Origin of the sequence: Streptomyces sp. (assembly GCF_035645055.1) — a bacterium.
Taxonomy (GTDB): Bacteria; Actinomycetota; Actinomycetes; order Streptomycetales; family Streptomycetaceae; genus Streptomyces.
In genome coordinates this window covers 71,420-90,838 of record NZ_DASQNH010000084.1, presented here as the reverse complement: position 1 = coordinate 90,838, position 19,419 = coordinate 71,420, and the positions used below count along the sequence as shown (strand labels likewise).

General features: G+C 71.1%; 35 protein-coding genes. 7 read left to right on the top strand and 28 right to left on the bottom strand.

Annotated features, from left to right (window positions below):
- The 6 genes from VE614_RS27580 to VE614_RS27555 form a co-directional block, all read right to left on the bottom strand.
- Positions 1-849 (bottom strand): hypothetical protein, encoded by an 849-nt coding sequence (locus VE614_RS27580; RefSeq protein WP_324942859.1) that lies wholly within the window; start codon positions 847-849, stop codon positions 1-3.
- Positions 850-871: 22 nt separating this feature from the next.
- Complete coding sequence (locus VE614_RS27575) at positions 872-1,321, bottom strand: hypothetical protein (protein WP_324942856.1); 450 nt, start codon at positions 1,319-1,321, stop codon at positions 872-874.
- A gap of 73 nt (positions 1,322-1,394) precedes the next feature.
- Entirely contained in the window at positions 1,395-1,904 is a 510-nt protein-coding gene (locus VE614_RS27570) for a hypothetical protein (protein ID WP_324942853.1), read from the bottom strand.
- A 3-nt stretch (positions 1,905-1,907) separates the two neighbouring features.
- Entirely contained in the window at positions 1,908-2,282 is a 375-nt protein-coding gene (locus VE614_RS27565; RefSeq protein ID WP_324942850.1) for a hypothetical protein, read from the bottom strand.
- On the bottom strand, positions 2,279-3,229 hold the full coding sequence (locus VE614_RS27560) for a P22 phage major capsid protein family protein (RefSeq protein WP_324942847.1): 951 nt from the start codon (positions 3,227-3,229) through the stop codon (positions 2,279-2,281). Before VE614_RS27560 ends, VE614_RS27565 begins: the two co-directional genes overlap by 4 nt.
- Before the next feature lie 17 nt (positions 3,230-3,246).
- Positions 3,247-4,044, bottom strand: coding sequence for a hypothetical protein (locus VE614_RS27555; protein ID WP_324942844.1), 798 nt, complete (start codon positions 4,042-4,044; stop codon positions 3,247-3,249).
- A gap of 158 nt (positions 4,045-4,202) precedes the next feature.
- Here VE614_RS27555 and VE614_RS27550 point away from each other — a divergent pair, with 158 nt between their 5' ends.
- A complete protein-coding gene (locus VE614_RS27550) occupies positions 4,203-4,415 on the top strand; it encodes a hypothetical protein (protein ID WP_324942840.1) in 213 nt (70 codons plus the stop codon).
- On the opposite strand, the gene VE614_RS27545 is transcribed toward VE614_RS27550, so the two are convergent.
- From VE614_RS27545 to VE614_RS27490, 12 genes are all read right to left on the bottom strand, one after another.
- Entirely contained in the window at positions 4,416-5,501 is a 1,086-nt protein-coding gene (locus tag VE614_RS27545; protein WP_324942837.1) for a phage minor capsid protein, read from the bottom strand.
- A gap of 32 nt (positions 5,502-5,533) precedes the next feature.
- Positions 5,534-7,048, bottom strand: coding sequence for a phage portal protein (locus VE614_RS27540; RefSeq protein ID WP_324942834.1), 1,515 nt, complete (start codon positions 7,046-7,048; stop codon positions 5,534-5,536).
- Positions 7,048-7,221, bottom strand: a complete 174-nt coding sequence (locus VE614_RS27535) for a hypothetical protein (RefSeq protein ID WP_324942831.1) — start codon at positions 7,219-7,221, stop codon at positions 7,048-7,050. The genes VE614_RS27540 and VE614_RS27535 overlap by 1 nt, the downstream gene beginning before the upstream one ends.
- Positions 7,221-8,492, bottom strand: a complete 1,272-nt coding sequence (locus VE614_RS27530) for a PBSX family phage terminase large subunit (protein ID WP_324942827.1) — start codon at positions 8,490-8,492, stop codon at positions 7,221-7,223. Before VE614_RS27530 ends, VE614_RS27535 begins: the two co-directional genes overlap by 1 nt.
- Positions 8,492-9,034, bottom strand: coding sequence for a helix-turn-helix domain-containing protein (locus tag VE614_RS27525; RefSeq protein WP_324942824.1), 543 nt, complete (start codon positions 9,032-9,034; stop codon positions 8,492-8,494). Before VE614_RS27525 ends, VE614_RS27530 begins: the two co-directional genes overlap by 1 nt.
- 69 nt (positions 9,035-9,103) lie before the next feature.
- On the bottom strand, positions 9,104-9,499 hold the full coding sequence (locus VE614_RS27520) for a hypothetical protein (protein WP_324942821.1): 396 nt from the start codon (positions 9,497-9,499) through the stop codon (positions 9,104-9,106).
- A gap of 235 nt (positions 9,500-9,734) precedes the next feature.
- Complete coding sequence (locus VE614_RS27515; protein ID WP_324942818.1) at positions 9,735-9,905, bottom strand: hypothetical protein; 171 nt, start codon at positions 9,903-9,905, stop codon at positions 9,735-9,737.
- A gap of 192 nt (positions 9,906-10,097) precedes the next feature.
- Complete coding sequence (locus VE614_RS27510) at positions 10,098-10,703, bottom strand: hypothetical protein (protein ID WP_324942815.1); 606 nt, start codon at positions 10,701-10,703, stop codon at positions 10,098-10,100.
- Complete coding sequence (locus VE614_RS27505) at positions 10,703-11,203, bottom strand: hypothetical protein (RefSeq protein WP_324942811.1); 501 nt, start codon at positions 11,201-11,203, stop codon at positions 10,703-10,705. Before VE614_RS27505 ends, VE614_RS27510 begins: the two co-directional genes overlap by 1 nt.
- Positions 11,200-11,868 (bottom strand): hypothetical protein, encoded by a 669-nt coding sequence (locus VE614_RS27500; RefSeq protein ID WP_324942808.1) that lies wholly within the window; start codon positions 11,866-11,868, stop codon positions 11,200-11,202. The genes VE614_RS27505 and VE614_RS27500 overlap by 4 nt, the downstream gene beginning before the upstream one ends.
- Positions 11,868-12,740 carry a protein transporter Sec31 gene (locus VE614_RS27495; protein ID WP_324942805.1) on the bottom strand — a complete coding sequence of 291 codons (873 nt, stop codon included), beginning with the start codon at positions 12,738-12,740 and terminating at the stop codon, positions 11,868-11,870. The genes VE614_RS27500 and VE614_RS27495 overlap by 1 nt, the downstream gene beginning before the upstream one ends.
- A 66-nt stretch (positions 12,741-12,806) precedes the next feature.
- Positions 12,807-12,974, bottom strand: a complete 168-nt coding sequence (locus VE614_RS27490; RefSeq protein ID WP_324942803.1) for a hypothetical protein — start codon at positions 12,972-12,974, stop codon at positions 12,807-12,809.
- A gap of 190 nt (positions 12,975-13,164) precedes the next feature.
- Between VE614_RS27490 and VE614_RS27485 the strand changes: the two genes are divergently transcribed.
- From VE614_RS27485 to VE614_RS27470, 4 genes are all read left to right on the top strand, one after another.
- The gene (locus VE614_RS27485) at positions 13,165-13,479 is read left to right on the top strand and encodes a hypothetical protein (protein WP_324942800.1); all 315 of its coding nucleotides are present in this window, start codon (positions 13,165-13,167) and stop codon (positions 13,477-13,479) included.
- On the top strand, positions 13,472-13,900 hold the full coding sequence (locus tag VE614_RS27480; protein ID WP_324942797.1) for a DUF6221 family protein: 429 nt from the start codon (positions 13,472-13,474) through the stop codon (positions 13,898-13,900). The genes VE614_RS27485 and VE614_RS27480 overlap by 8 nt, the downstream gene beginning before the upstream one ends.
- A gap of 139 nt (positions 13,901-14,039) precedes the next feature.
- Positions 14,040-14,435 (top strand): hypothetical protein, encoded by a 396-nt coding sequence (locus tag VE614_RS27475; protein WP_324942795.1) that lies wholly within the window; start codon positions 14,040-14,042, stop codon positions 14,433-14,435.
- Positions 14,436-14,483: 48 nt separating this feature from the next.
- The gene (locus tag VE614_RS27470) at positions 14,484-14,756 is read left to right on the top strand and encodes a hypothetical protein (protein WP_324942792.1); all 273 of its coding nucleotides are present in this window, start codon (positions 14,484-14,486) and stop codon (positions 14,754-14,756) included.
- Here VE614_RS27470 and VE614_RS27465 read toward each other — a convergent pair.
- Entirely contained in the window at positions 14,753-14,926 is a 174-nt protein-coding gene (locus VE614_RS27465; protein WP_324942790.1) for a hypothetical protein, read from the bottom strand. The genes VE614_RS27470 and VE614_RS27465 overlap by 4 nt on opposite strands.
- 67 nt (positions 14,927-14,993) lie before the next feature.
- Between VE614_RS27465 and VE614_RS27460 the strand changes: the two genes are divergently transcribed.
- Positions 14,994-15,209: a hypothetical protein gene (locus VE614_RS27460; protein ID WP_324942788.1), complete on the top strand. Its 216-nt coding sequence runs from the start codon at positions 14,994-14,996 to the stop codon at positions 15,207-15,209.
- Positions 15,210-15,241: 32 nt separating this feature from the next.
- Positions 15,242-15,694 (top strand): hypothetical protein, encoded by a 453-nt coding sequence (locus VE614_RS27455; protein ID WP_324942785.1) that lies wholly within the window; start codon positions 15,242-15,244, stop codon positions 15,692-15,694.
- A 51-nt stretch (positions 15,695-15,745) separates the two neighbouring features.
- Here VE614_RS27455 and VE614_RS27450 read toward each other — a convergent pair whose 3' ends face one another.
- From VE614_RS27450 to VE614_RS27410, 9 genes are all read right to left on the bottom strand, one after another.
- A complete protein-coding gene (locus VE614_RS27450) occupies positions 15,746-15,970 on the bottom strand; it encodes a hypothetical protein (RefSeq protein WP_324942782.1) in 225 nt (74 codons plus the stop codon).
- 87 nt (positions 15,971-16,057) lie between these two features.
- Complete coding sequence (locus VE614_RS27445) at positions 16,058-16,207, bottom strand: hypothetical protein (RefSeq protein ID WP_324942779.1); 150 nt, start codon at positions 16,205-16,207, stop codon at positions 16,058-16,060.
- The gene (locus VE614_RS27440; protein WP_324942776.1) at positions 16,204-16,959 is read right to left on the bottom strand and encodes a hypothetical protein; all 756 of its coding nucleotides are present in this window, start codon (positions 16,957-16,959) and stop codon (positions 16,204-16,206) included. The genes VE614_RS27445 and VE614_RS27440 overlap by 4 nt, the downstream gene beginning before the upstream one ends.
- Positions 16,960-17,054: 95 nt before the next feature.
- On the bottom strand, positions 17,055-17,279 hold the full coding sequence (locus VE614_RS27435; protein WP_324942773.1) for a hypothetical protein: 225 nt from the start codon (positions 17,277-17,279) through the stop codon (positions 17,055-17,057).
- Positions 17,276-17,758: a hypothetical protein gene (locus tag VE614_RS27430; protein ID WP_324942770.1), complete on the bottom strand. Its 483-nt coding sequence runs from the start codon at positions 17,756-17,758 to the stop codon at positions 17,276-17,278. Before VE614_RS27430 ends, VE614_RS27435 begins: the two co-directional genes overlap by 4 nt.
- Positions 17,759-17,901: 143 nt before the next feature.
- A complete protein-coding gene (locus VE614_RS27425; protein WP_324942767.1) occupies positions 17,902-18,075 on the bottom strand; it encodes a hypothetical protein in 174 nt (57 codons plus the stop codon).
- Positions 18,076-18,388: 313 nt separating this feature from the next.
- Entirely contained in the window at positions 18,389-18,727 is a 339-nt protein-coding gene (locus VE614_RS27420) for a hypothetical protein (protein ID WP_324942764.1), read from the bottom strand.
- Complete coding sequence (locus tag VE614_RS27415) at positions 18,724-18,885, bottom strand: hypothetical protein (RefSeq protein WP_324942761.1); 162 nt, start codon at positions 18,883-18,885, stop codon at positions 18,724-18,726. The genes VE614_RS27420 and VE614_RS27415 overlap by 4 nt, the downstream gene beginning before the upstream one ends.
- Positions 18,882-19,310 carry a hypothetical protein gene (locus VE614_RS27410; RefSeq protein WP_324942758.1) on the bottom strand — a complete coding sequence of 143 codons (429 nt, stop codon included), beginning with the start codon at positions 19,308-19,310 and terminating at the stop codon, positions 18,882-18,884. The genes VE614_RS27415 and VE614_RS27410 overlap by 4 nt, the downstream gene beginning before the upstream one ends.
- Between the last annotated feature and the right edge of the window lie 109 nt (positions 19,311-19,419).

The following is a 19,419-nucleotide window of genomic DNA, read 5'->3' as shown; positions in this document are numbered from 1 at the left end:
TCAGCCTCCTGTCGTCGTGGTCGGGGTCAGGGTCGGCCTGCTGGTGGAAGGCGTGAGCGTCGGCCCGGTCGTGCTCGGGGTGAGGCGGCGGGCCGGCCGGGGCAGGCGCGCAATTGTGCCCGCGCGGGCGCGGGTGCGCGCGGCGCCGAGCTGGACAACATGGGCCGCGCTGATCGGCCGCGCGGTGACGGCGGCTTGGGCGGCGCCCAGGGTGTGGGTCTTCTGCCCTGCCAGCGGCCGAGCGGCGACCGCGGTGCGAGCCGCGCCGAGGAGGGCCAGGCTGGTAGGCAAGTTGACGTTGTCGACCTCGGCGAAGTTGTTCGCGCCGTCGGTGCGGGTCGACTCGATCAGCAGCGACAGATCCGCGTCCGCCACCCACGCCGGGGACGGCGAGGACCGCAGCACGGTCCAGCTGGTGCTGTCCGGGGAGACCTCCCACAGCAGCGTCCCGCCGGTCTCCCGCAGCCGCAGCCACGCGTGCGCGACCGGATCGTACGGCGGGAAGAGCGCGCCGCCGTCCGCGTAGCCGGTCCGGGAGTACAGGCCCATCGCGCCCTGGGCCGTGTCGATGATGAAACCGGCGTCCGTGCCGCCGGCCGAGCTGAGCACCAGCAGCGACAGGGCAGCCGTGGACGTCGCGCCGTTTGCTGGGGGCGGGTAGGCCCGCAGCAGAAAGTGGCTGTCCGCGAGGGTGTAGATCGTGGCCGAGCGGAGCCCGGAGAACCCCCCGACTGTGCAGGGGATCCGGGCTCTACCGCCGCTGGTGCCCGGGTCGCCGTAGGAGTTGGGCCACTTCGTGGTGTCAAGTGCGCCGGTGAAGCTGTCCTCCAGCGTCTCCAGGACCGGCATGCCAGCCCTCCTCCCGGGCGGGTCAGGCGTTGGACTCGACCATCACGCCGTCGGCGTGGACGCGGGCGACGATGTCTGTGCCGTCCGGGGTGACCGCGAAGTCGTGGTAGGTGAGCGGCACGAGCTGGGCGTCCGTTCCGCTGGTGGTGTCGGGGTCGTAGGCGATGACGAGCTTCCCCGTCGGCGCGCCGGTCGCGAGCGGCCAGCTGATGTCGTTCGCGTCGACCGAGGCGGTGTTCGCGACGTCGTTGACCGACACCACCACCCCGGTCAGCGCCACCCGCCCCATCGACGTCTGCTCCGTAGCCGGGCCCGCCAGCAGGTCGGCCACCGTGTCGTAGTCCTGGAGCAGATCGTCCGAGGGCAGTCCGGCTGCCTCCAGCGGGATCGCCACCAGGCCGTCGGCGGCCAGCGGGAGCCCGGCATAGTGCAGGATCCGGCCCTTCGCGATGTTGGCCACCACGTCCGCCATCGGCGGCCTCCTCTCTCAGGCGCGCGCGAGGGGGGCCCACCGCCAGGGCCTCCCTCGTCGCGGATCGGGTCGGCTACGCGGAGGTGCCGACGATGCAGATGTCGTACGTCACCGTGGACCCGCCGGCGCTGTTGGCGACCTTGAGGATGTCGCCGGTCGAGGCGGTCACGGCGTACGTCGTGGGGTCTGCCGCGCCCGCGACCACGCCGAGTGCAGCGCCGGGCCGCAGTGTGATCGTTCCGGTGGCGTTGAGCAGCGTGGCCCAGGCGTTGCTGGTCGCGTTGCCGATGATCACGTTGTTCGTGTTCGCTGACGACGCGGCGATGAACAGGCCCTTGACCTTGGCGAATGTGATGCTCGCGCCGAAGGCATCGGTGAGCACACCGGCCAGGTCGAGGTCTTCCGACCCGGACGCGGCGATCGTGCGGCGGGCGGAGTAGACCTTGTCGGCCCTGCCCGCGCCCGTGCCGGAGGCCAGCGTCACCGACCGGGACAGGCCAGCCGGGACCCGGCCAGTGCCGAGACCCGACGCCTGGGACAGCTCGGCGAACGCAGCGACCGCGAGCGTGCTGGAGAGCGCCATGCTCTACGCCCCCTCGCCGTACTTCGCGATCAACATGTCCTTCGTCAGGCCCGGGATCTCCTGCCGCTCCTCGTCGGACACCGCCCGCTTCAGCGCGTACTCGATCCACGTGTCCTTCGAAGCGGAGCGGGCCGGCGGGTCGCCGGCCTCCTCCTGCTGTTCCTTGAACTCCTCCTCGACGGCCGCGCGCGGGCCCTCGGTGTCCGTGAGCGCGGTTCCCGGGGCGGTCTGCGGGCGCTTGAGGACGCTGTCCGGGGCGGTCGGCTCGGGCGTTTCGTCGCCTTCCAGCCGCTGCCAGTTGTCCAGTGCTTCCAGCCGCGCGTCTTCGGTCTCGCGTTCGACGACCTGGCCCGTGTTGTGGTTGTGGTAGCGGATCATGCGGCGTCAGCTCCCTTGATCAGCACGGCACGGTCGGGGTCGAGTGTCTTGGTGCCGTACAGGCAGTCGACGCTGACGACGGTCTGCTTGTACTTGATGTCGTAGTCGTATACGACGCGCAGGGCGAAGCCCTTGTAGTTCATGATCGTGGCGTCCTGCGCGCCGGGCGGGACCTCCAGCGTGCGGGTCACCAGCGCGAATGCCGTCTTGTGAAAGGCGACGTCGACCTCGGTGGTCGGCTGGCCGGTCGCGGGGGTCGCGGCGGGGCCAGCGATGTTCTGCGTCATGAACGGGTCGAACCCGCTGACCCTGGAACCGAACTGCGCCTCCGTCAGACCCACGGTGGAGCCGCGGTGGTCGGCGTACCGCCACGCCTTCTCCGCCACCCAGCGGGCCTTCGTGCGCGGGCCGACCACGACGTACCGGTCCGCCTGCGGCACGTTCTTCGTGTCGAGGATCGCGCCGGCCTCGATGAGGACGCGAGAGTCGGACCACGGGTACTCGCCGTCGGCGTAGTTGTGGTCCTCGCCGTCCGCGTTCTCGGTGACCGCGCCGACTTCCTGCGTGATGTCGTCGCGCAGGGCGAGGATGTCCCGGTCGATCTTCTGGGCCATGGCCTCCATCGCCGGGTCCAGGAGCTGCTCGCCGAAGTCGTTGATCTCCAGGGTGAGCTGCTCGGTCGTGACGGTGAAGCTGACGTCCGGCATGTGGTTCAGCACCACCGGGAAGCCGGACTCGGTCGCGTTCTGCGGCACGATGCCGGTCGCCCGGTTGAACTCGTTCGCCGTGAACACTGCGGGCTTACGCACGGTGATCGTGTCGCCCACGCGGCCCGCGAAGTCGGCCTCGTAGTCACGGTGCACGAGCTGCGCCATGTGCGTGGCCTCGTAGAGCGTGGCCAGGGCCCGGCGGGCGATGGTGTCGGGGGTGAGGAACGTGTTGGCCATGGGGCCCTCTCTCTAGGTCACCCGGTGCGCGCCTTCCGGCGCGCCTCGCGGTGGGCTTCGATGGAGTCGTTGTCCTTGGGGCGTCCTCCGGTGCCTCCGGAGAAGTCGCCGCTTGTGCGCGCGGGCGCCTGGCTCGCGGCCTTGAGCTTGGGGTTGGCCTCGACGGCCTTCTTGATGGCGTCGGCGACCTTCTTCGCGAACCCCTCCTCCGAGGGGTCGAGGCCCTTGATGGAGTTCAGGAAGGTGCGGGAGTCGGTCAGGGCGTCGGGGTCGGCGCCGTGGCGGCCCGCGCTGCGGTACACGGCCAGCTCGATCGCGGTCTCGCGGTGCGCCGCGGTGGCGCGCTCGATCTCCGCGGTCAGCTTCGCCGGGTCCGGCGCCTCGTCCTTGTCGTCCTTGATCAGGCCGAGAGCGCGGCCCATCTGCTGGACGAGTTCGGCCTTGGCCTCCTCGGCGGCGTTCTTCTTCGCCGTGGTGCGGGCCTTCGCGGCATCGGCGTTGGCCTGCTTCAGCTCCTTGCGGAGCCGCTCCAGCTCGGCGGCCGGGTCCTCGTTCCTCTTGGCGGGCGGCTTCGGCTTGGGCTTGTCGTCCGTCGCCGTACCGTCGCCAGAGGAGTCGTCGCCGGTCCCGCCGGCGCCGTCGTCCTCGGACTCGTCTGCCCCGTCGTCACCGTTGTCGCCGCTGTCGGATCCGGAGTCGTCTCCGTCCCCGCCGTCGGCGTACAGGTACGGGTCGAAAGGGCCCGTGGCGTAGGGGTGTGCCCAGCCGACGTCTTCGCCGTTCCGGCGCTGGCGGGCGAGGGTTCGCTTGTTCATGCGTGCACTCCTGGTGCGCGTCGTGGTGGAGAGGCCCCGCGCCTGGCGGGGGTCATGCCATCCGGCCCGCACCGGGCGGGCGGAAGCTTCTGGCCCCGTGACCTGGGGCGAAAGGGAGCAGGGGGAACAACTGAGACGGGCGGGCTTACCGTGTGCTCATGACTGATAACCAGAGCGAGTCTCAACTCGCAGACCAGGCCCGCGCCGCACTGCTCGATGCCATCACCAAGGCTGCGCAGAGCGGCCGAGGGGAGAACGCACGTCACCTCGCCGAGGCGTACGGCATCGTCACCAAGTCCGCACCCCGGAACGCGGAAACAGCCATAGGAACCGCCCAGTACGACGACAGGCGCCTGGAGGGGCGCCGGTAGTCACCGGGCTGTCGTGAGCTGCTCGCGGTGCGACTTGCGCGGCAGGCCCGTCTCCGCGACCAGCTCACGCACCCGCCCCTGATACGCACGCACCCGTGCCCGCGCGGCCGTACGCGCGGCATCGGTCATCGCCGCAGCCTCCAGCCGCTTCCACTTCCGGATCTGCCGCTCCAGATACCGCTGCTGCTGCGACTGCTCATACGTCGCCCGCGCCGGATGAGGCTCCGGCCGCCTTGTCAGCCCTGGCAGGAAGGCGCTCACGGTGTGCCGGCAGTTCGGATGCTGCAGCCCAGCCGCCCGCGCCTCATCCAGCGACCCAGCCACCTGCACCGTGACCAGACGGCCGTCGTCGGTCGCATGCTCCACCCGCACTTCACGCGCGCCCGGCGCCCCTGTACGCACCAACACCTTCCGCTCCCAGGGCTTGCACAGAGGGCACTCCTCCGGCGCCTGGGACACGATCACCAGATCCACCCCGGCCGCGCCGAGCCGCTCGGTGTGCGCCTGGATCGCGGCCCGGCCGACCGCGCTGCGGGTGGCCATCTCGATGTACGACCGCATGTCCCAAGATCGGCCGCGACTGTCGACGAACCCCTTGACGCCGCGGCCGGCGAACTCGTTGAGGGCAGTCTGCGCGGCCTGCCGCCGGGTCTGCGCTCCGAGCAGCGGCGCCGCCGCGGCCCGCCCGATCACGTCCCGGTACACGTCGACCGCCTGCCGCAGGATCCGCACGTACACCGGGCGGGTGTCCTCGATGAGGGCCTGCGCGAGCCGGTCCACCGCCTGCGTCCCGGGAGGGATCGCCGCGACGGTGGGGGCGAGCGCCCCCAGTTCGGCCACGGCAGCGTGCGCCCCTCGCTCGTAAGCGTCGGCGACGGCCCGCTGGATTGCGCCGGAGGCGTCGCCCTGAAGCGCGGCGATGATCTCCTCGATGGCCGTCTGGAGGTGGCCGACCGCGGTGAGCTTCATCTGCACCCACGCTGGGCTGTCGATGCCCTGGGCGAGCGCCTGACGGATCCGCTCGATGAGCGTGCCTTCGGCGGCCTCGTACAGGTCCGCCACCGCGGCGGCGAGGTCTTCGGCCATGGCCGGGGAGACGGGCACGGCCGATCACCCCCCTACGGCAGGTCTCCGAGCTGCATCGGGTCGGGCACCGCGGTGCCGGTCTCCTGCTGGATCCGCGCCACCTCGGCCTGCACCTGGTCCTCGTCCCACTCCGGGTGCGCCATCCGCACCAGGGTGTCCGTCGAAGCCGCCTGCGCCCGCCGCAGCACGTCAGCCGTGTTCGCCAGCGCCAGCGGGTCCTCCTGCACCGAGTCCTCGAACTCGACCGTGGGCCGCTGCGGCACGAGGGCGCCGCCGTAGACGTACTGGTCGACTGCGAGGAGCGCTTCCACCAGATGCGCGAGCGCCGGCCGCCAACGCAGAATCTTCCGGCCGCGGGTCGTCATCGAGCGGCGCTCGCGGGCGGTGACCTCCGTGGCGGTTACGGCGACGTCGCCTCCGATGCCGAACGTCTGGCCGCTGTATCCGGCGGAGCGAAGGATCTGGTTGACAAGATCCTCTGCTGTTTCCTTGTGCTCCCGCACGCGGATCGCGAACTGGGCCACGGTCAGCTGGCTGCTGGCGTCGCCGCGAGCCAGCATCTCCAGCCCGGCGAACGCTTCCTGGTCCGGGTCCCACGACGCGCCGCGTCCTGGCCCGGCCGACTGAAGGTAGGCGTTCGGGACGATGATGCGGCCCTTGCCGAGGCGGATGTCCCGCATCCAGCTGGAGTAGGTCTCGTCGAGGGCGTCCATCAGCGGCTCGACGCCGTCCAGGTCGCTGCGGCCGAGGTCTTTCAGCTTCGGCTGGCTACGCCAGCGGCGGCTGCTCTGGTTGGGGATGTGGACGACGTCCAACTTGTTGTACCCGGTGGGGATGCTGCCGTCCTCGCCGACCAGGGCGGCAAAGCCTGCGGTCTCCTCGCTGTCCTCCAGCGGGACCGGCTGGCCGAGTTTCTCCGCGGTGCCCTGGTACAGACCGTGCAGGATCACCCCGGGTTCGTGTCGCTGAAGCCACCGCCAGACCTGTCCGTCCTGCTCGCGGACGACCTTCCAGAACGTGACCGCGCTGAGCCTGCCCCAGGTGAACTCGGGGACAGCCCGGTCGGCGTGCTCCGCTGTGATCCACGACCGGTCCGCGATGTCCTTGTCGTACACCGGGCGGAGGTACACCCCGCCGAGCGCGGCGCCGACCTCGGCGGCGGTCTGGAGAGTGGCGAGCATGCCGTCGTCGGTGAGGTCATCGAGGCGGGCCTGGGTGGTGTCGTCGTCAACGGTGAACCGCGGCGGCTCGGAGAACAGGAGGTCGGCGGAGCCGCCGCACAGGTCGCCAGCGATGGGCACGTGCAATTTCGTGCGCCGCTCGCCGGGTGCGGTGGGGGTGCCCCACCACCAGCGGGCCAGCCTACCGACGACGCCACCGGCGAACTGGTAGCGCTTCGGGTCGGGGCCGATGCCCGTTCCGCCGCCGTAGAGGCGTTCGAGGCGGTCGATGTCGCCGCTCCACCAGGTGTCCCAGGTGTTCATCGCGTCGAGGGCGGGGCCAAGATGCGGCGGGGGCCAGGGAGCGTCACCTGCGGGCAGCGACATCAGACGCCCTCCCGTTCCATCAGCAGGTGCGCCAGTCCCAGCCAGGACGTGGCGAGTTCGTCGAGCCGCTCCATTAGAGCGAGGTTCGTCTCCAGCTCGGCCGCGCGCAGCAGCCGTGCCGCGTTTTCAATCGCAGCGTCGGGGGTGATCCGCTCCTCGGGGCTGCTGGACATCAGGCGGCCACCTCCAGTCGAGTCGGCAGGTACGGCCGCCACAGGGCCTCGGTCGTGCGCACCCCGTACCGCAGCGCGTCGCAGCTGTGGTCGTTCTCCTTGATCGGCCGGTCCTCGCCCCGCTCGGCCGCGCCGTCGTCCCAGCTGTAGCCCGGGAGTTCGTCGATCAGGCCCTGCGCGGACTCGTGCACCAGCAGGTCGCCGGTTGAGAAAAGACTGCTGACCGTGCGGATGCCGTCGAGGACCGAGTTGTCCGCCGCCGTCACACCGCTGACGCCGTCGCGGTGCAGCTGCTCGATGTACGACGACGCGGATGGGTCCACGATCGTCCATTCCGGCTGCACGCCCATCACGTTGGTCTGAGGCTGCGGCACTCGCGCGAGCCACTGACGGCGGGCACGGGAGTACTCGGAGTCCGTCATCTGCCGACGCGCGGTGCGGGAGTCGTGCCGGTACTCCGAAACCACGTACAGGCGCCGGTCCGTGCCGACGCCGATCAGGACATCGGCGTACGGGTTGACGGTGCCGTAGTCGATCGAGTCGCACAGCCACCGCTCGATCTGCGGCAGCGTCCGAACGACGTGCCGGTGCGCGTCGAACATCTCGTAGATCGCGCCCTCGGACTGCACCCAGTGCCCGGCGATGAAGCGCCGGTACCACAGGCCGACGTACTCGGCCTTCAACGAGGCCACGTAGGCCGGGTCGAGGGCGGGGTTGTCGTCGAGGGTGAAGTGCCACTGGCGGAGGTCGAGGTCTCCCTGACGGTCGAGGAACTCCTTCTTCAACCAGTGGCCGGGGTTGTCCGGGTTGGTCGTGGCCATCAGCCGCGCACCAGGTACCGACAGGCGGCCCAAGAGCTGGTTCCAGAAGCCGCGCGGGATCAGCGTCGCCTCGTCCACGTAGGCGAGGCAGGCGGTCAGGCCGCGGAGGCGGCCCTCGGCACGGGAGTCTGCTGCGCCGATCAGGTGGATCGTGCGACCGAGGACGGTCGCGGTGGTGGCGCCCCGGGTGTGCTGCACCAGCCGGGCTACCGGTCCGAACAGCGTCTCGTCTTGCAGTGGGTCGAGGACGTTGCGCTCGATGGTCTGGAGGGATCGGCCGACGATGACGATCAGTCCGGACGCCGGCGCGGCGGCGACCGCGATGAGGAAGGCGATCAGCGAGGAGATCGTCTTGCCCGACCGGATCGCCCCGTGCCACACGTTGATGCGGGCCGTGGCGTCGGCGATCGAGCGGATCTGCTTGCGGGACAGGGGCAGCGAGTCGAGCATCAGCCCTCCTCGCGATCGTCCTCCCCAGTGTCCAGACCGGCCAGCCTGTTCAGGCCCTCGGCGAGGGAGCCCAGCATCGAGCGGGCGGCCTCCACTCCGGGGTCGCCGTCGAGCTGTTCGAGCTTGACGGCCTGGTTGAGGTACTGGGTGATGGCGCCGGCGAGTGCCTTCTCCTCCTGGCCCGGCACGTGGTCGAGGTGCTCGGTCTCGATGCCGTTGACGGTGCTGGCCGTGAACTGGAAGCCGCCGTGCTCGGCGGCGTCGAGGCGGTCAAGCAGCTTCTCGACTCGCGCGTATGCCCGGTCGACGATGGCTGCGCGGCGCGCTTTGGCGTCGGTCTTGCGGGCCTCGGTGGCGACCGCGGTGGCCGTACGGTCGAAGGTGAGGTCCATCTCGGCGGCGTACACGCTGATCGTGCGGGGTGAGCGCTGCATGAGGGTGGCGATCTCGTTGCGGCCCTTGCCTTCGGCGTGCAGCCGTCGCAGTGTCTCGCGTTCCTCGTCGCTGAACTCGCCGCCCTTGCTGGTCTTGGGCGCGACCACGTGCACCTCCTCGGGGCATGCGAAGGCCCGGCCACCGTGTGGGAATGGCCGGGCCGAGTCAGCGGGACATCAGACCTCGCAGAACTTGAGGCCCTTCAGCGCCTCGTTGATCTGCTTGCCCTGCGCCTCGGTCGTCGTGACGTCCTCGAACGTGAACCGCTGCGAGGCGAAGTAGTCGAGGTTCTGGGCGCCGCCGTTGATCGCCATGCACTGGTTGCGGGCGGCGTCGATCGCCTTGTCCTCGTGCTTCCCGAGGTCCGGGTTGGCGGCGCGTAGCGCCCGGAGCAGCTCCTCGCGGTCGGCGCCGGTGGGCTCGGGCGGGAGGCCGGCGGCCTTCGCCGGGTCATCCTGCTGGCTGGCCGAGGCGGAGGCGCTGGGCTTGGTGTCGTCACTGCTGTCGTTGCTGGAGCAGGCGGCGAGTGTGAGCGCGGTGATGGCGACGGCTATGACGGTGCGGAGTCGCATGGTCCCCCCCTGGAGCGGTGTGGATGAGGGGGCATCATGCCGTACCCGGTGTGATCGTTTCCGGGCATGCCAGATCTGCGGCTCAGTGTGAGGCATGATCGCGCGGAACGCAACTACGGCCGTAGTGCTGATTGCCTCAGATGGAACGCACGAGGCCCCGCCGTCCACGGGGGGAGACGGCGGGGCCGGTTGTCGGGCGCTACTCGACGCGAGCCACCAGTGTGGCAGGACGGCGTCAGGTCAGCTCATCGACGTCGGCCACACCGTTCTGCTCGCGCATCGCCCGATCGGACTGGATGGTGAACCGCCGGCGCTGCTCCGGCGTCCACGCGGCCGGGTTCTTGGGCAGCCCGGCGACCGTGTCCCGCAGCTGCTCGGTCTCGCTCTTGCGGTTGAAGAGGGCCATGATGGCGGTCTCCTGTCTCGTGATCGGGATGGGAACCGGGGCGGCCGGTAGCTGGCAGGCGCAGGCCGCCCCGGTGTTCAGCGAGTGGGCTACTTGCCGTCGCTCTTGGTCATCTCGGCGAGGTTCTCCTTGGGGTAGACCGGCGGTAGATTCGCCGGTAGATCGGGGTAGATCGGCCGGTAGACGTGCAGGTCAGGCGGCGGTAGACGGCGCGGTAGACATCTCGCCGGCTACAGCCGGGGAAGGGGCCAGATCGGCCCGCCGCACACCCCTCGTCGGGCTCTTGGAGCCGGGCACCTTCACTTTGGGCTGGACGGGGATGTGAAGGGCCTCCAAACGGGCCCTCAGGTCGGCCACCTTCCAGCCCTTTCCGTGGCCCTGCTCCTGGAGGTGGGCGAGGACGGTGCGGAGGTGCACCGCGTCGGCGGTCCCCATGGCCTCCAGCAGGAGGGCGCGCACGGCGTCCAAGTCGGGCTCCGCGGAGGCCTCGTCGTCGGCCGCGGGGGCGGCCGTCGTCCCGGCCTTCCAGGCGGCGCGGATCCACCACCCGACGAGGAGCCACATCAGCCACGGCAGGGCGCGGACGACTGCCCACAGGGCGTAGGCCGCGGCGCCGAGCACGGCCAGGCGCAGCAGCGGACCGAGGGCGGCGCGCCACCCGTCGAGGTCGTCGCGGCGGCCGGCGCGCACCCACGCGGTGAGGGCGTCGGTGCGGCGCTGCCAGACGAGGGCGCTGCCGCGGCACAGCCGGTCGGCGGCGGTGGTGCGGGCGGCCCACAGAGCGAGTTGGCGGCGCATCACAGACCGTTCTCCAGGATGGTGCGGCCCTCGGCGCCGATGGCGTTGACGAGGTCGGGCCACCAGCCGAGGAGCTCGGCGACGCCGGGCAGGAACCCGAGGACGGCGAACGAGCAGATGCCGCCGACGATCCGCCGCTTGTCCTGCTTCCCCGAGCCCTTGAACAGCAGGATCACGCCGAGCAGGATCAGGCAGACCACGATGGCGCCCTCGTAGGTGAGGGTGCCCATGCGGCCGGTCGGCATCGGCGCCGCCCCGGACGTGCCGGTCACCTTGGACACGCCGGCGTCGCCGCTGCCGGTGAAGATGCCGGCGATACCGGCTGCTCCCCAGCCGAGCGCGCCGCCGATGCAGATGGTGGCGAGGGAGCCGAGGCCGGCGCCGCTGGCGTAGGGCACGAGGGCCTTGGGGTCTCGGCCTCCCTTCCACCAGGGGCGCAAGTTGGCGTAGAGGATGCCGAGGGCGACGGCGGCGCCGGCGAGGGATAGGCCTACGTTCATCGGGGGACTCCGGTGAGGAACTGGATTGGGTCGTACCAGGAGAGGGCGCCGAACGCGCCGATGAAGGTGACGGCGAGCGCGAACAGGCGTAAGGGGCTGCCTCCCTTGCGGACGATGGCGGTGATCGCGAGGGTGAGGGGGATGAGGCCGAGGGCGTAGCCCCAACCCACTCCCCAGTCCTCACGGGCGAGGCTGACGGTGAAGTGCCACGTGGTGGCGACTGAGTAGCCGGTGTGTGGGATCGGTGTGACGGCCAGCGTCAGCCCGGTGACGGCGTGCCAGGGGCGGACGTACCGGCCGAGCCAGGCTGTAATCCGTTCCCAGCGGGACGGTTCCGGATCGGGTTCCGCCCACGCCAGCACGACCTCGTGGACGTGACGGATCTCTACGGGGCGCGGCTGCGGATCGGGTGGAACGGGCGTCGGATCTGGCACTGCGGGTGGGGGCGGAGGGGGCGGCGGTGTCCGCCAGGGCGGGGCTTCACCGGGCTCCGGCGGCCGGGCGGGGAGCGGGGCGCCGGCGGGGATGATCCGGGTGGGGGTGACGGGGCGGGGCTCGGGGTCGTGCATGGGTGGCTCCTGGTGGCCGAGGGGGCGGGCGCCGAGGCGGCGGAGGTGGTGGCGGGCGCGCAGCTCGTCGCCGCCGGGCGACGGCCGCGCGCCCATCAGGCGCCGACCCGGAGGGCGCGGAGGTAGCGGTCGACGCTGCTCTGCGGGACCTGCTTGCCGGTGGCGTTCCGGACGGTCCGGAGGACGGCTTCCGGGTCGCGGATTCCGGAGTCCCAGGCGTTCCGGACTGCTTCCTGCGTGGTCACGCGGCCCGAGCGGATCGGGCTGACCTTGGGATCCGGATCTTCCGAAGTGGGCTCCGGAGTTCCGGGTGCCTCCGGAATTGCGGATCCGTTCTCCTCGGGGGTTCCGCCGAGGCTGCGCCGCTCGGCGTCTACGAGGGCCTGGCCGCGCTGGAGTTCCCGCCGGATCGGGATCATGGCGAGCTGGCCGTCGACCTTCGCGCGACGGGCGGTCACCCACTGCTGGGTGCGTGGGTCGAGCGGCCGGGCGTGCACGCGCATCGCCATCGACCAGCCGCCCTTGGCGAGCGCGGACACGACCGCGCCGACCGCACCGATCACCCACGTGTCGGCGATGAGGTAGCCGTGCGCGAAGACCGCGCCCATGGACACGGCGAGCGCCCACCGGCCGGCCCGCCGCGCGACCTGCGCCCGTTCGGGGTCGTAGCGCAGCAGCCACTCCACGCCCATGCACATGATCCAGCTCGCGTCGAAGGCGACCGCGGCGGCGTAGGCGACGGCGGCGATGGTGACGGCGGACAGGAGGTCGCCGATGCTGGCGGTCGTCCAGGCAAGGGACGCAGTGACGAGGATGATGGCGCCGATGGTGACGGCGGTGCGGACGATGTGGTCCCAGTCGCGGGGCGGTGCGGGGACCTCGATCTGTTCGCGGTCGAGGACCATCTCGGTGACGCCGTCGACGGTGTGAGGGACGAGCCGGGTCCGCTCGATGGTGCGGGTCTTCACGGTGCAGCTCCAAGAGGTGGCCGCCCCGCGCCGGGGGAATGTCGCGCGGGGCGGCCGGTCTGGTGGTCAGCTGTGGTCGTCGGTCCAGCCGAGGCGGGTGCGGATGTCGGCGCCGGCGGCGTAGTCGGCCTGGCAGGCGGCGACGGTGGCGGGCTGGGTGGCGACGCTGCCGAGCTGGGGCTCGTAGTGCTCCGGGCTGTGCTGCTCGGGCTGCTGGTCGGTACCGTGGGGCATGGTCATCTCTCCTGTTCACGGCAGGTGGATGGCTGGCCCCGACCCATGTGGAGCTGCAACTCCGGGCCGGGGCCTTGTTGCTGAGCGGAGACCAGGGCGGCCTCGCCCGACCAAGCTAAACCCCGGGGTTGTGGTAGCGCAACCCCGGGGTTAGGGTCGTGTTGGCCGCACCGCAGAGAGGAGCGCGGTAGTGGCAGACCAGCCCGAGGAGGTGACACGCCTGGTGGAAGCCATCAAGGCGTTCGAGGCGATCGAAGACGACGAGGCGTGCGCCGTCGCCGTGTCGCAGGCGTTGAAGGACTGGACCGGCCACCAGACGAGGCTGCGCCAGCTGCGGCAGCAGCGTGTCCAGGCGCTCAAGGCGCAGGGGAGGACGTGGGAGGAGATCGGCCGGCTCCTCGGTGGGATCAGTGCGGCGCGGGCGCAGCAGATCGCGGCTGGGGTGAGCGGGGCGTCGCGGCGGAAGGCGGAGACAGCGAAGCGGGCGGAGGCGTCCGATGGATGAGTTCGTGGAGTGGCTGCGTGCCCAGCTCGACGAGGACGAGCGGATCGCGTTCTCCGCCGGGCACACGCTGGGCGGTCAGCTCGCGCTCGACTGGGAGGTGGCTGGCGCCGGCGTAGGCGTATGGACCGTGGAGCGGCCAGTGAACGAGCCGCCCGTGGTGCCCGAGACGCTGATGGAGGACATGCCTGGTTACGAGGCGGCCCGGGCGAGGGCTCTGCATATCGCGAGCCACGGTCCGGCGCGGGTGCTGCGCGAGATCGACGCCAAGCGTCGGATCCTCGTCGAGCACGCGCTCAACGGCTGGGTTTGCACCACCTGCGATACCGGGGAAGTCGAACAGGTCTTTCCCTGCCCGACGCTGCGCATCCTCGCCCTGCCCTACGCGGACCGGTCGGGCTACCGCGACGAGTGGCGGCCGTAGCCACGCCGCATCGCAGCCCCCGTCTCGCGGTCGAGGCGGGGGCAACCTGGGCCTCCGGCTCGAAGTGTGATCATGCGCGTCATGTACCAAATTAGATTACAGGGGGTATGGCTTGGGGGCTGGCCATTCGGAGCATCCAATGTACGAACCCAAATATCACTCCCCAGGACTGTTCACCCACGGACTGCATGTATATGACGACCGGATCGAATTCACCTTCGATCTCTATGTCTCAGTGCCGCCACTGGGGAATCCAACCGCTATAAGGCGCTTTCTATTCCGCAGTTACAACCCTGGCGGCCTGCGTACCTATCAGGCGAAGCAAGGCGTCGAATCGTCTCACGGACTGATGGGCGGACCAGCCATCCACGTGCCGCCTTTCACGGACGCGCGGCTATTGACGATACCCGATTCGGCTCCCGTATCGCTGACTCAGAGGCTGCTGCTGTACGTGAATGTGTTTCGTACGGAGATGTGGGACGTTACCTTCGAAGCCGGTGTGAGCGGCTTCGACCTGCACGGACATTGGAGCTGAGCGGCAGGTCGACACGGGGGCGTCCTGCGCCCGCCGTACGATCCGCAGGTGGCACACACCTTCGAAGAACTCGTCGAGATGCAGCGCGCCGCGGACGAGGCGCACGCCCAGGTGCTCCAGCTGCGTGACGAGTACGGGCCGCCCGCCCACACCGAGTGGACCCAGCAGCAGACTCAGACGTACGAGACCGCCTGGCGGGCCTGGCGCGACCTCGCCCGCGACATCCAGGCCGCCGTCACCGAGCACGCGCGCGATGAGGGGCGATCCCGCTACGAGGTCGAGGCGGACGTGAAGAAGGCCGTCCGGCACCCGGAGAGCTAACTACCGGCGCGCGTCGACAGCCGGTACTCGCCGACCCACAGCGGATCGGTGGCTGCCTCGTCCACCGGCTGTGGAGGCTGCGGGCGAGCCGCAGCCCAGGGTTCGACGGGGCCCCAGTGGCGGTCGATCTGCCGACGGGCGCGCTCGATGGAGGGGTACGGGCGGTGCATGGTCGTCAGGATGGCAGACGGAGCAGCCGCGGGTGCGTCCCGCGTCAACTCTGCGCATTCTGGACGCATGGCCAGCGACCGCCCCGTGATCGTGTATCCGCCCGACGAGACGGGCGGCCGGCGGGTACGCGCGGACGGCACGATCTTGGGGCTGGCGTACTCGGTGCAGGACGTCGCCCGGTTCATGCAGGAGGCCGGGCTTCAGGACTGGGACGAGATGGATGTGGTGCGGTCCTCGCTGATCGAGTGGCGCGGCGGCGGGCCCGACGTCTGGGGCCGGTGAGCGATGTCAGTGATCGCCGCTATCGTCCCGCCATGGATTTCGGAGACATACCCGCGTGGCTGGCACTCGCCTTCTCGGCCGGCGCTCTGTGGGTCAGCATCAAGACCAGCAGCGACGGAAAGAAGTCGGCTGACGCTTCAGCGCGCTCCGCGGCCGCCGCTGAGGCGGCACTCGCACTCCAGCGGCAGGAGGCCGAGGAGCGCCGGGCCGCTGAGGAGGAGGCCGCGCGCCCGCGCGTTGACCTGCGTGTCGAGTGGGTGCGGAAGAGCAAATACCGGATCGTCAATCACGGTGACGCGGTCGCGTCGAACATCACGTGCCTCAATGTCCCAGGGATTTCGCGCGCCCTGGACGAGCCGTTCACCCTGGAACGGCACGGCGCGCACGAGTTCATCATGAGCGGCTCGATGCAGGAGCCGATGCCTGCCTTCCTGCGCGTGGTGTGGGACGGCCAGGAAGAACCGGTGAACCTGCTGATGCCATGACCGACCAGGGAGCGGCCCCCCCACCGCGCTTTAAGGGAGGGCCGCACTGGATCAGGGCTGGGGCGCAGGCTCAGTGCGCAGGTACACGTAGACCCACAGCGGGCCGTCATCTGCACCCGTCCGAGGACGGGGCGTATAGACGTCCTGCATGCCGTTGCCGTCCTGGTGGATCAGTTGGTCGGGCGGGCTGAGCGGGTCGCCAAACAGCGGGAACGTTCGACCGTCGAGGGGACCGCCCTGGGCGAGGATGCCGTCGGGGATGCGCGTGGTGTCCACTACCACTCCTAGTTGTTGAGGCCCCGCGCCTGCACACCATTCTGCGGCACGCCACTGACAGTTGCCCCAGCCCGGCCGTTAACCGCCTCAGGATGTCGCGGCCACCCATGCCACGACAGCGAGTGCAGCGAGCAACAGTGCCCACCCGGTGAGCCGGATTGCGAGCCGCCGCCGATCCCAGGCCTCCTGGCGGCGCAACTGCTGCTCCATCTCCCGGCGGTAGTCCTCCGGCTTCATGCCGCGATCACCCCGCCCTCCGTCCAGATCCGTCCGCACCCGGTGCAGTGCGCGACCGGCACCCGGCCCTCACCGCCGTGCACGTCGATCGTCCCGCCGCACACGCACGGCTGCTCCAGCGTCCGCCGCTGCGCCGCGATGTCCAGCGCGCGCTCGACCCGGGCCGCGGCGCCGGCAGCGACGTTCCCGATGCGCTGCTCCTCGACATCGGTGAGGCGGCGGCACGGGCCGGGCGCGCGCTCGATCCGGGCCAGCAGCCACAGCGCGGCGTGCGGGGCGGTTCGCCGGCCGGTGTACTTCCAGCGGCGCGGGTCGACGAGGTCCGCGTGGGCCAGCTGCTGGCGGCGGCGCCGGTCGGCGGCGGCAGTGTCCGCCTCGCGCTGGGTGGCGTATGGGGCCACGGCGGTCCGGCGGGCGGTCGGCATGGGGATGGGTGCGCGCTGGGCGGCGTGGGCGATGTCGTCGGCGCAGTGGACGAGGGCGGCCTCGACAACACGCATGGTGTCGAGGATGTGGAGGCGGATGGGGACGGGCCGGTCGCCGAGCTGGATCGGGTCGCGCTCCAGGGAGCGGAGGTAGGCGGCGTGGTGGCGCTCGTACTCGATCTGTTCGGCGTCGGCTTGGTCGAGGCGGGCGAGGTAGCCGCGGAGGCCGAGGCCGAAGGCGCCGAGTTGGGCGGGGGTGCCGGCGGCTTCGCGGAGGTCGGTCCAGTGGAGGGCGATGGTGCGGAGGTGGGTGGCGGTGGTGGTCATCGTGCGCTCCGTGGGGCTGTTGGGCGGTACGGTGGGGCCACCGGATGGGGCGTGCCTGGCCTGGCAGGGTCGGAGGGCGCGCCCCTTCGTCGTACTCAGATGCTTGGCGGCAGGGTGATCCGGCTCGGGGACCGCGAGGCGCGGCGCACCGCGCGCCGGAGGTCGGCTTGGATCGCCCGCTGCATGGACTCGCTGAGCCGCTGCATCGTGCCGTTGTCGGGCGGAACGGCGGGCTGCTCCTGGTGCAGCTCGACGGAGGTGATGCCGGGCACCTCGTGCCACTCGCCGTCGTCGCCGAGGATCTCCAGTCGTACGGTCATCGGTTCCTCGCGATCTCGCAGCGCCCGGTCTCGGTGTGCTGCTCGGCGCAGGCCGGGCCGCAGCGCTGCGCCAGCTCGGCCGCGGTCGCGGCGATGTGCTGGTACTTCTCGGCGGTGGTGTGGCCGTCCCACAGCGCGCGCAGGTCCAGGGCGCCGACGCGCTCGACGTGCTGGAAGAGGTCGGCGTCCCGCGGGGCGATGTGCCAGCTGCACTGGCGTCCGCCGATGGTGAGGTAGACGATCTGCCAGCCGGGCTCCTCGACGTCGGGGGCGTAGGTGATGACGGCGTCGTCGGTCATGGCGGCGAGGAGGGCGACGAGGTGGGCGCGCTCGCGGTAGGCGGTGTCCCGCTCGGCCTCGGCCTTCTCTGCGCGGGTCCGCAGCGTCTTGGTGCGGCGGGCCATCAGTTCCTTGGTGTGCGCGGTGACGTCGTCGGCGATGTCGGCGCGCTTGCAGCACTGGCTGTCGCAGCCAGGCACGGCACTGCACGGTGGTCCTTCGGGTTCGGTCGCTTCGGTCGCTGCCGGGCCGGATGGCTTCACCATGTCGGTCGGGTACTGGGTGCAGCCGCCGCACAGGCCGTCGAAGGTCGGGGCGGCTGGGTGCTGCTCGCAGGGCTGGGTCACTTCTTCCTCCGTGCTGCGCGCGCGAGTGCGCGGCGGGTCTGCCGGTTCGGCGGGGTGGGGTCGGGGGCGTCGTCGTCGACGAGCTGTTCGACGCGGACGAGGTGCTGCTCCCAGGTGACGCCCGGGGCGGGCGCGTGCTCGCCCCGGGGAGTCGACGACGGGCCGGTCATGACTCGGCCCTCGCCTGCTGCGCCGCAGTGTCTTCCGTCGTCGCCGGAACGCACCGCGACGGCTCAGCAACCAGCCACCCCGTCCCCGGCATGTCGCACGAGATGGCCGCCGGGTGCCGATCGACGTACACCAGCGTCCGCTGGACGGCGGCCATGTGTTCGTCGCAGACCAGCGAAAAGTCGGCCTTCGGAGTGAGCCACCAAGCGATGTGCCAGGTCGCCGGTGTCCCGCAGGCGGGGCCGCCGGGCGTAGGGGTGCTCAGACAGAGCAGGCGTCCGAGCCGGGGCGTCGGACCATTGAGGTGGGGGAAGGTCATGCCGCGCTCCGGCGAGCGATCGTCCGGCACGTCCTGTCGTGCTCGGCGCCGGCGGATGTCCACCAGCGGTCGCAGCATCCGTCGTCCAGTTGGCGGCGGGCGTCGGCGGGCGGGAGCTGCTCGTCGGCGAGGGCTGCGAGCAGGGCCTGTTCGTGCCGGGCCCGGATCCGGCGGTCCTCGATGCGGTAGCAGTCGGCGACGCTGAGGAACACGGTCGCGGCAGTGACCGCGGGGAGGGCGTACAGCCAGTGGTGGGTGGCGAGGTAGGCGGCGCTCACGCTGAGGGCGGCGGCGAGGGCGTAGCAGGTGTGGGTGGTGCGGCGGGCTGGGGTCACAGGTAGCTCCCGGTGAGCGTGATGGTCTCCATGTCGCGGACTTGGTAGCGGGTGAGCTGGTGGCGGAGGTCGCGGTCGTGGGGGTCGAAGTCGTCGTCCTGGTCCTCGTCGTCCCAGTCGGGGTCGTAGTCGTCGAGGGCGAGCTGGTCGACTGTCACGGCTGCTCGACTCGGGTGAGCCGGGCCCGAATCCACTCGGCGTCGGACTCGGCGACGTGCGCACCAGCGGCCCGCTCGACGTACAGGCGGATCGGCTGGCCGTCGCCGTCCCGCTCGGGGGCGACGTGGACGTGCCAGGGCTGGGAGCCGCTGTCGGCCGGGGTGTGCCCGTCGGGGCAGTGCGGGCAGTCGCCGCGCGGGGCGGGCTCGGGGTCGTCCCAGACGATGCGGGTGTGGCCGCCGTGCCCGTGGACGTGCTCAGCGTGGGCGAGGTTGTCCCAGAAGACGGTGGAGGGGCGCTCGCCGAGCCAGCGGACGGACACGGTGCCGTCAGTCCAGAGGATGCCGTCGGCGACGCGGCCGGTGCCGGAGACGCCGGTGATGTCGGTGGTGCGCTGGAGGTGGAAGCGGCGGGGTTGGGTCATCGGGTGCTCCTTCGGGTGAGGTTGCGGAGGGTGCGCCCGGCCCGGCCGAGGCCGAGCAGGGCAGCGGAGATGAACGGGCCGAGAACGACCGCGACGCCGAGCGCGCGGC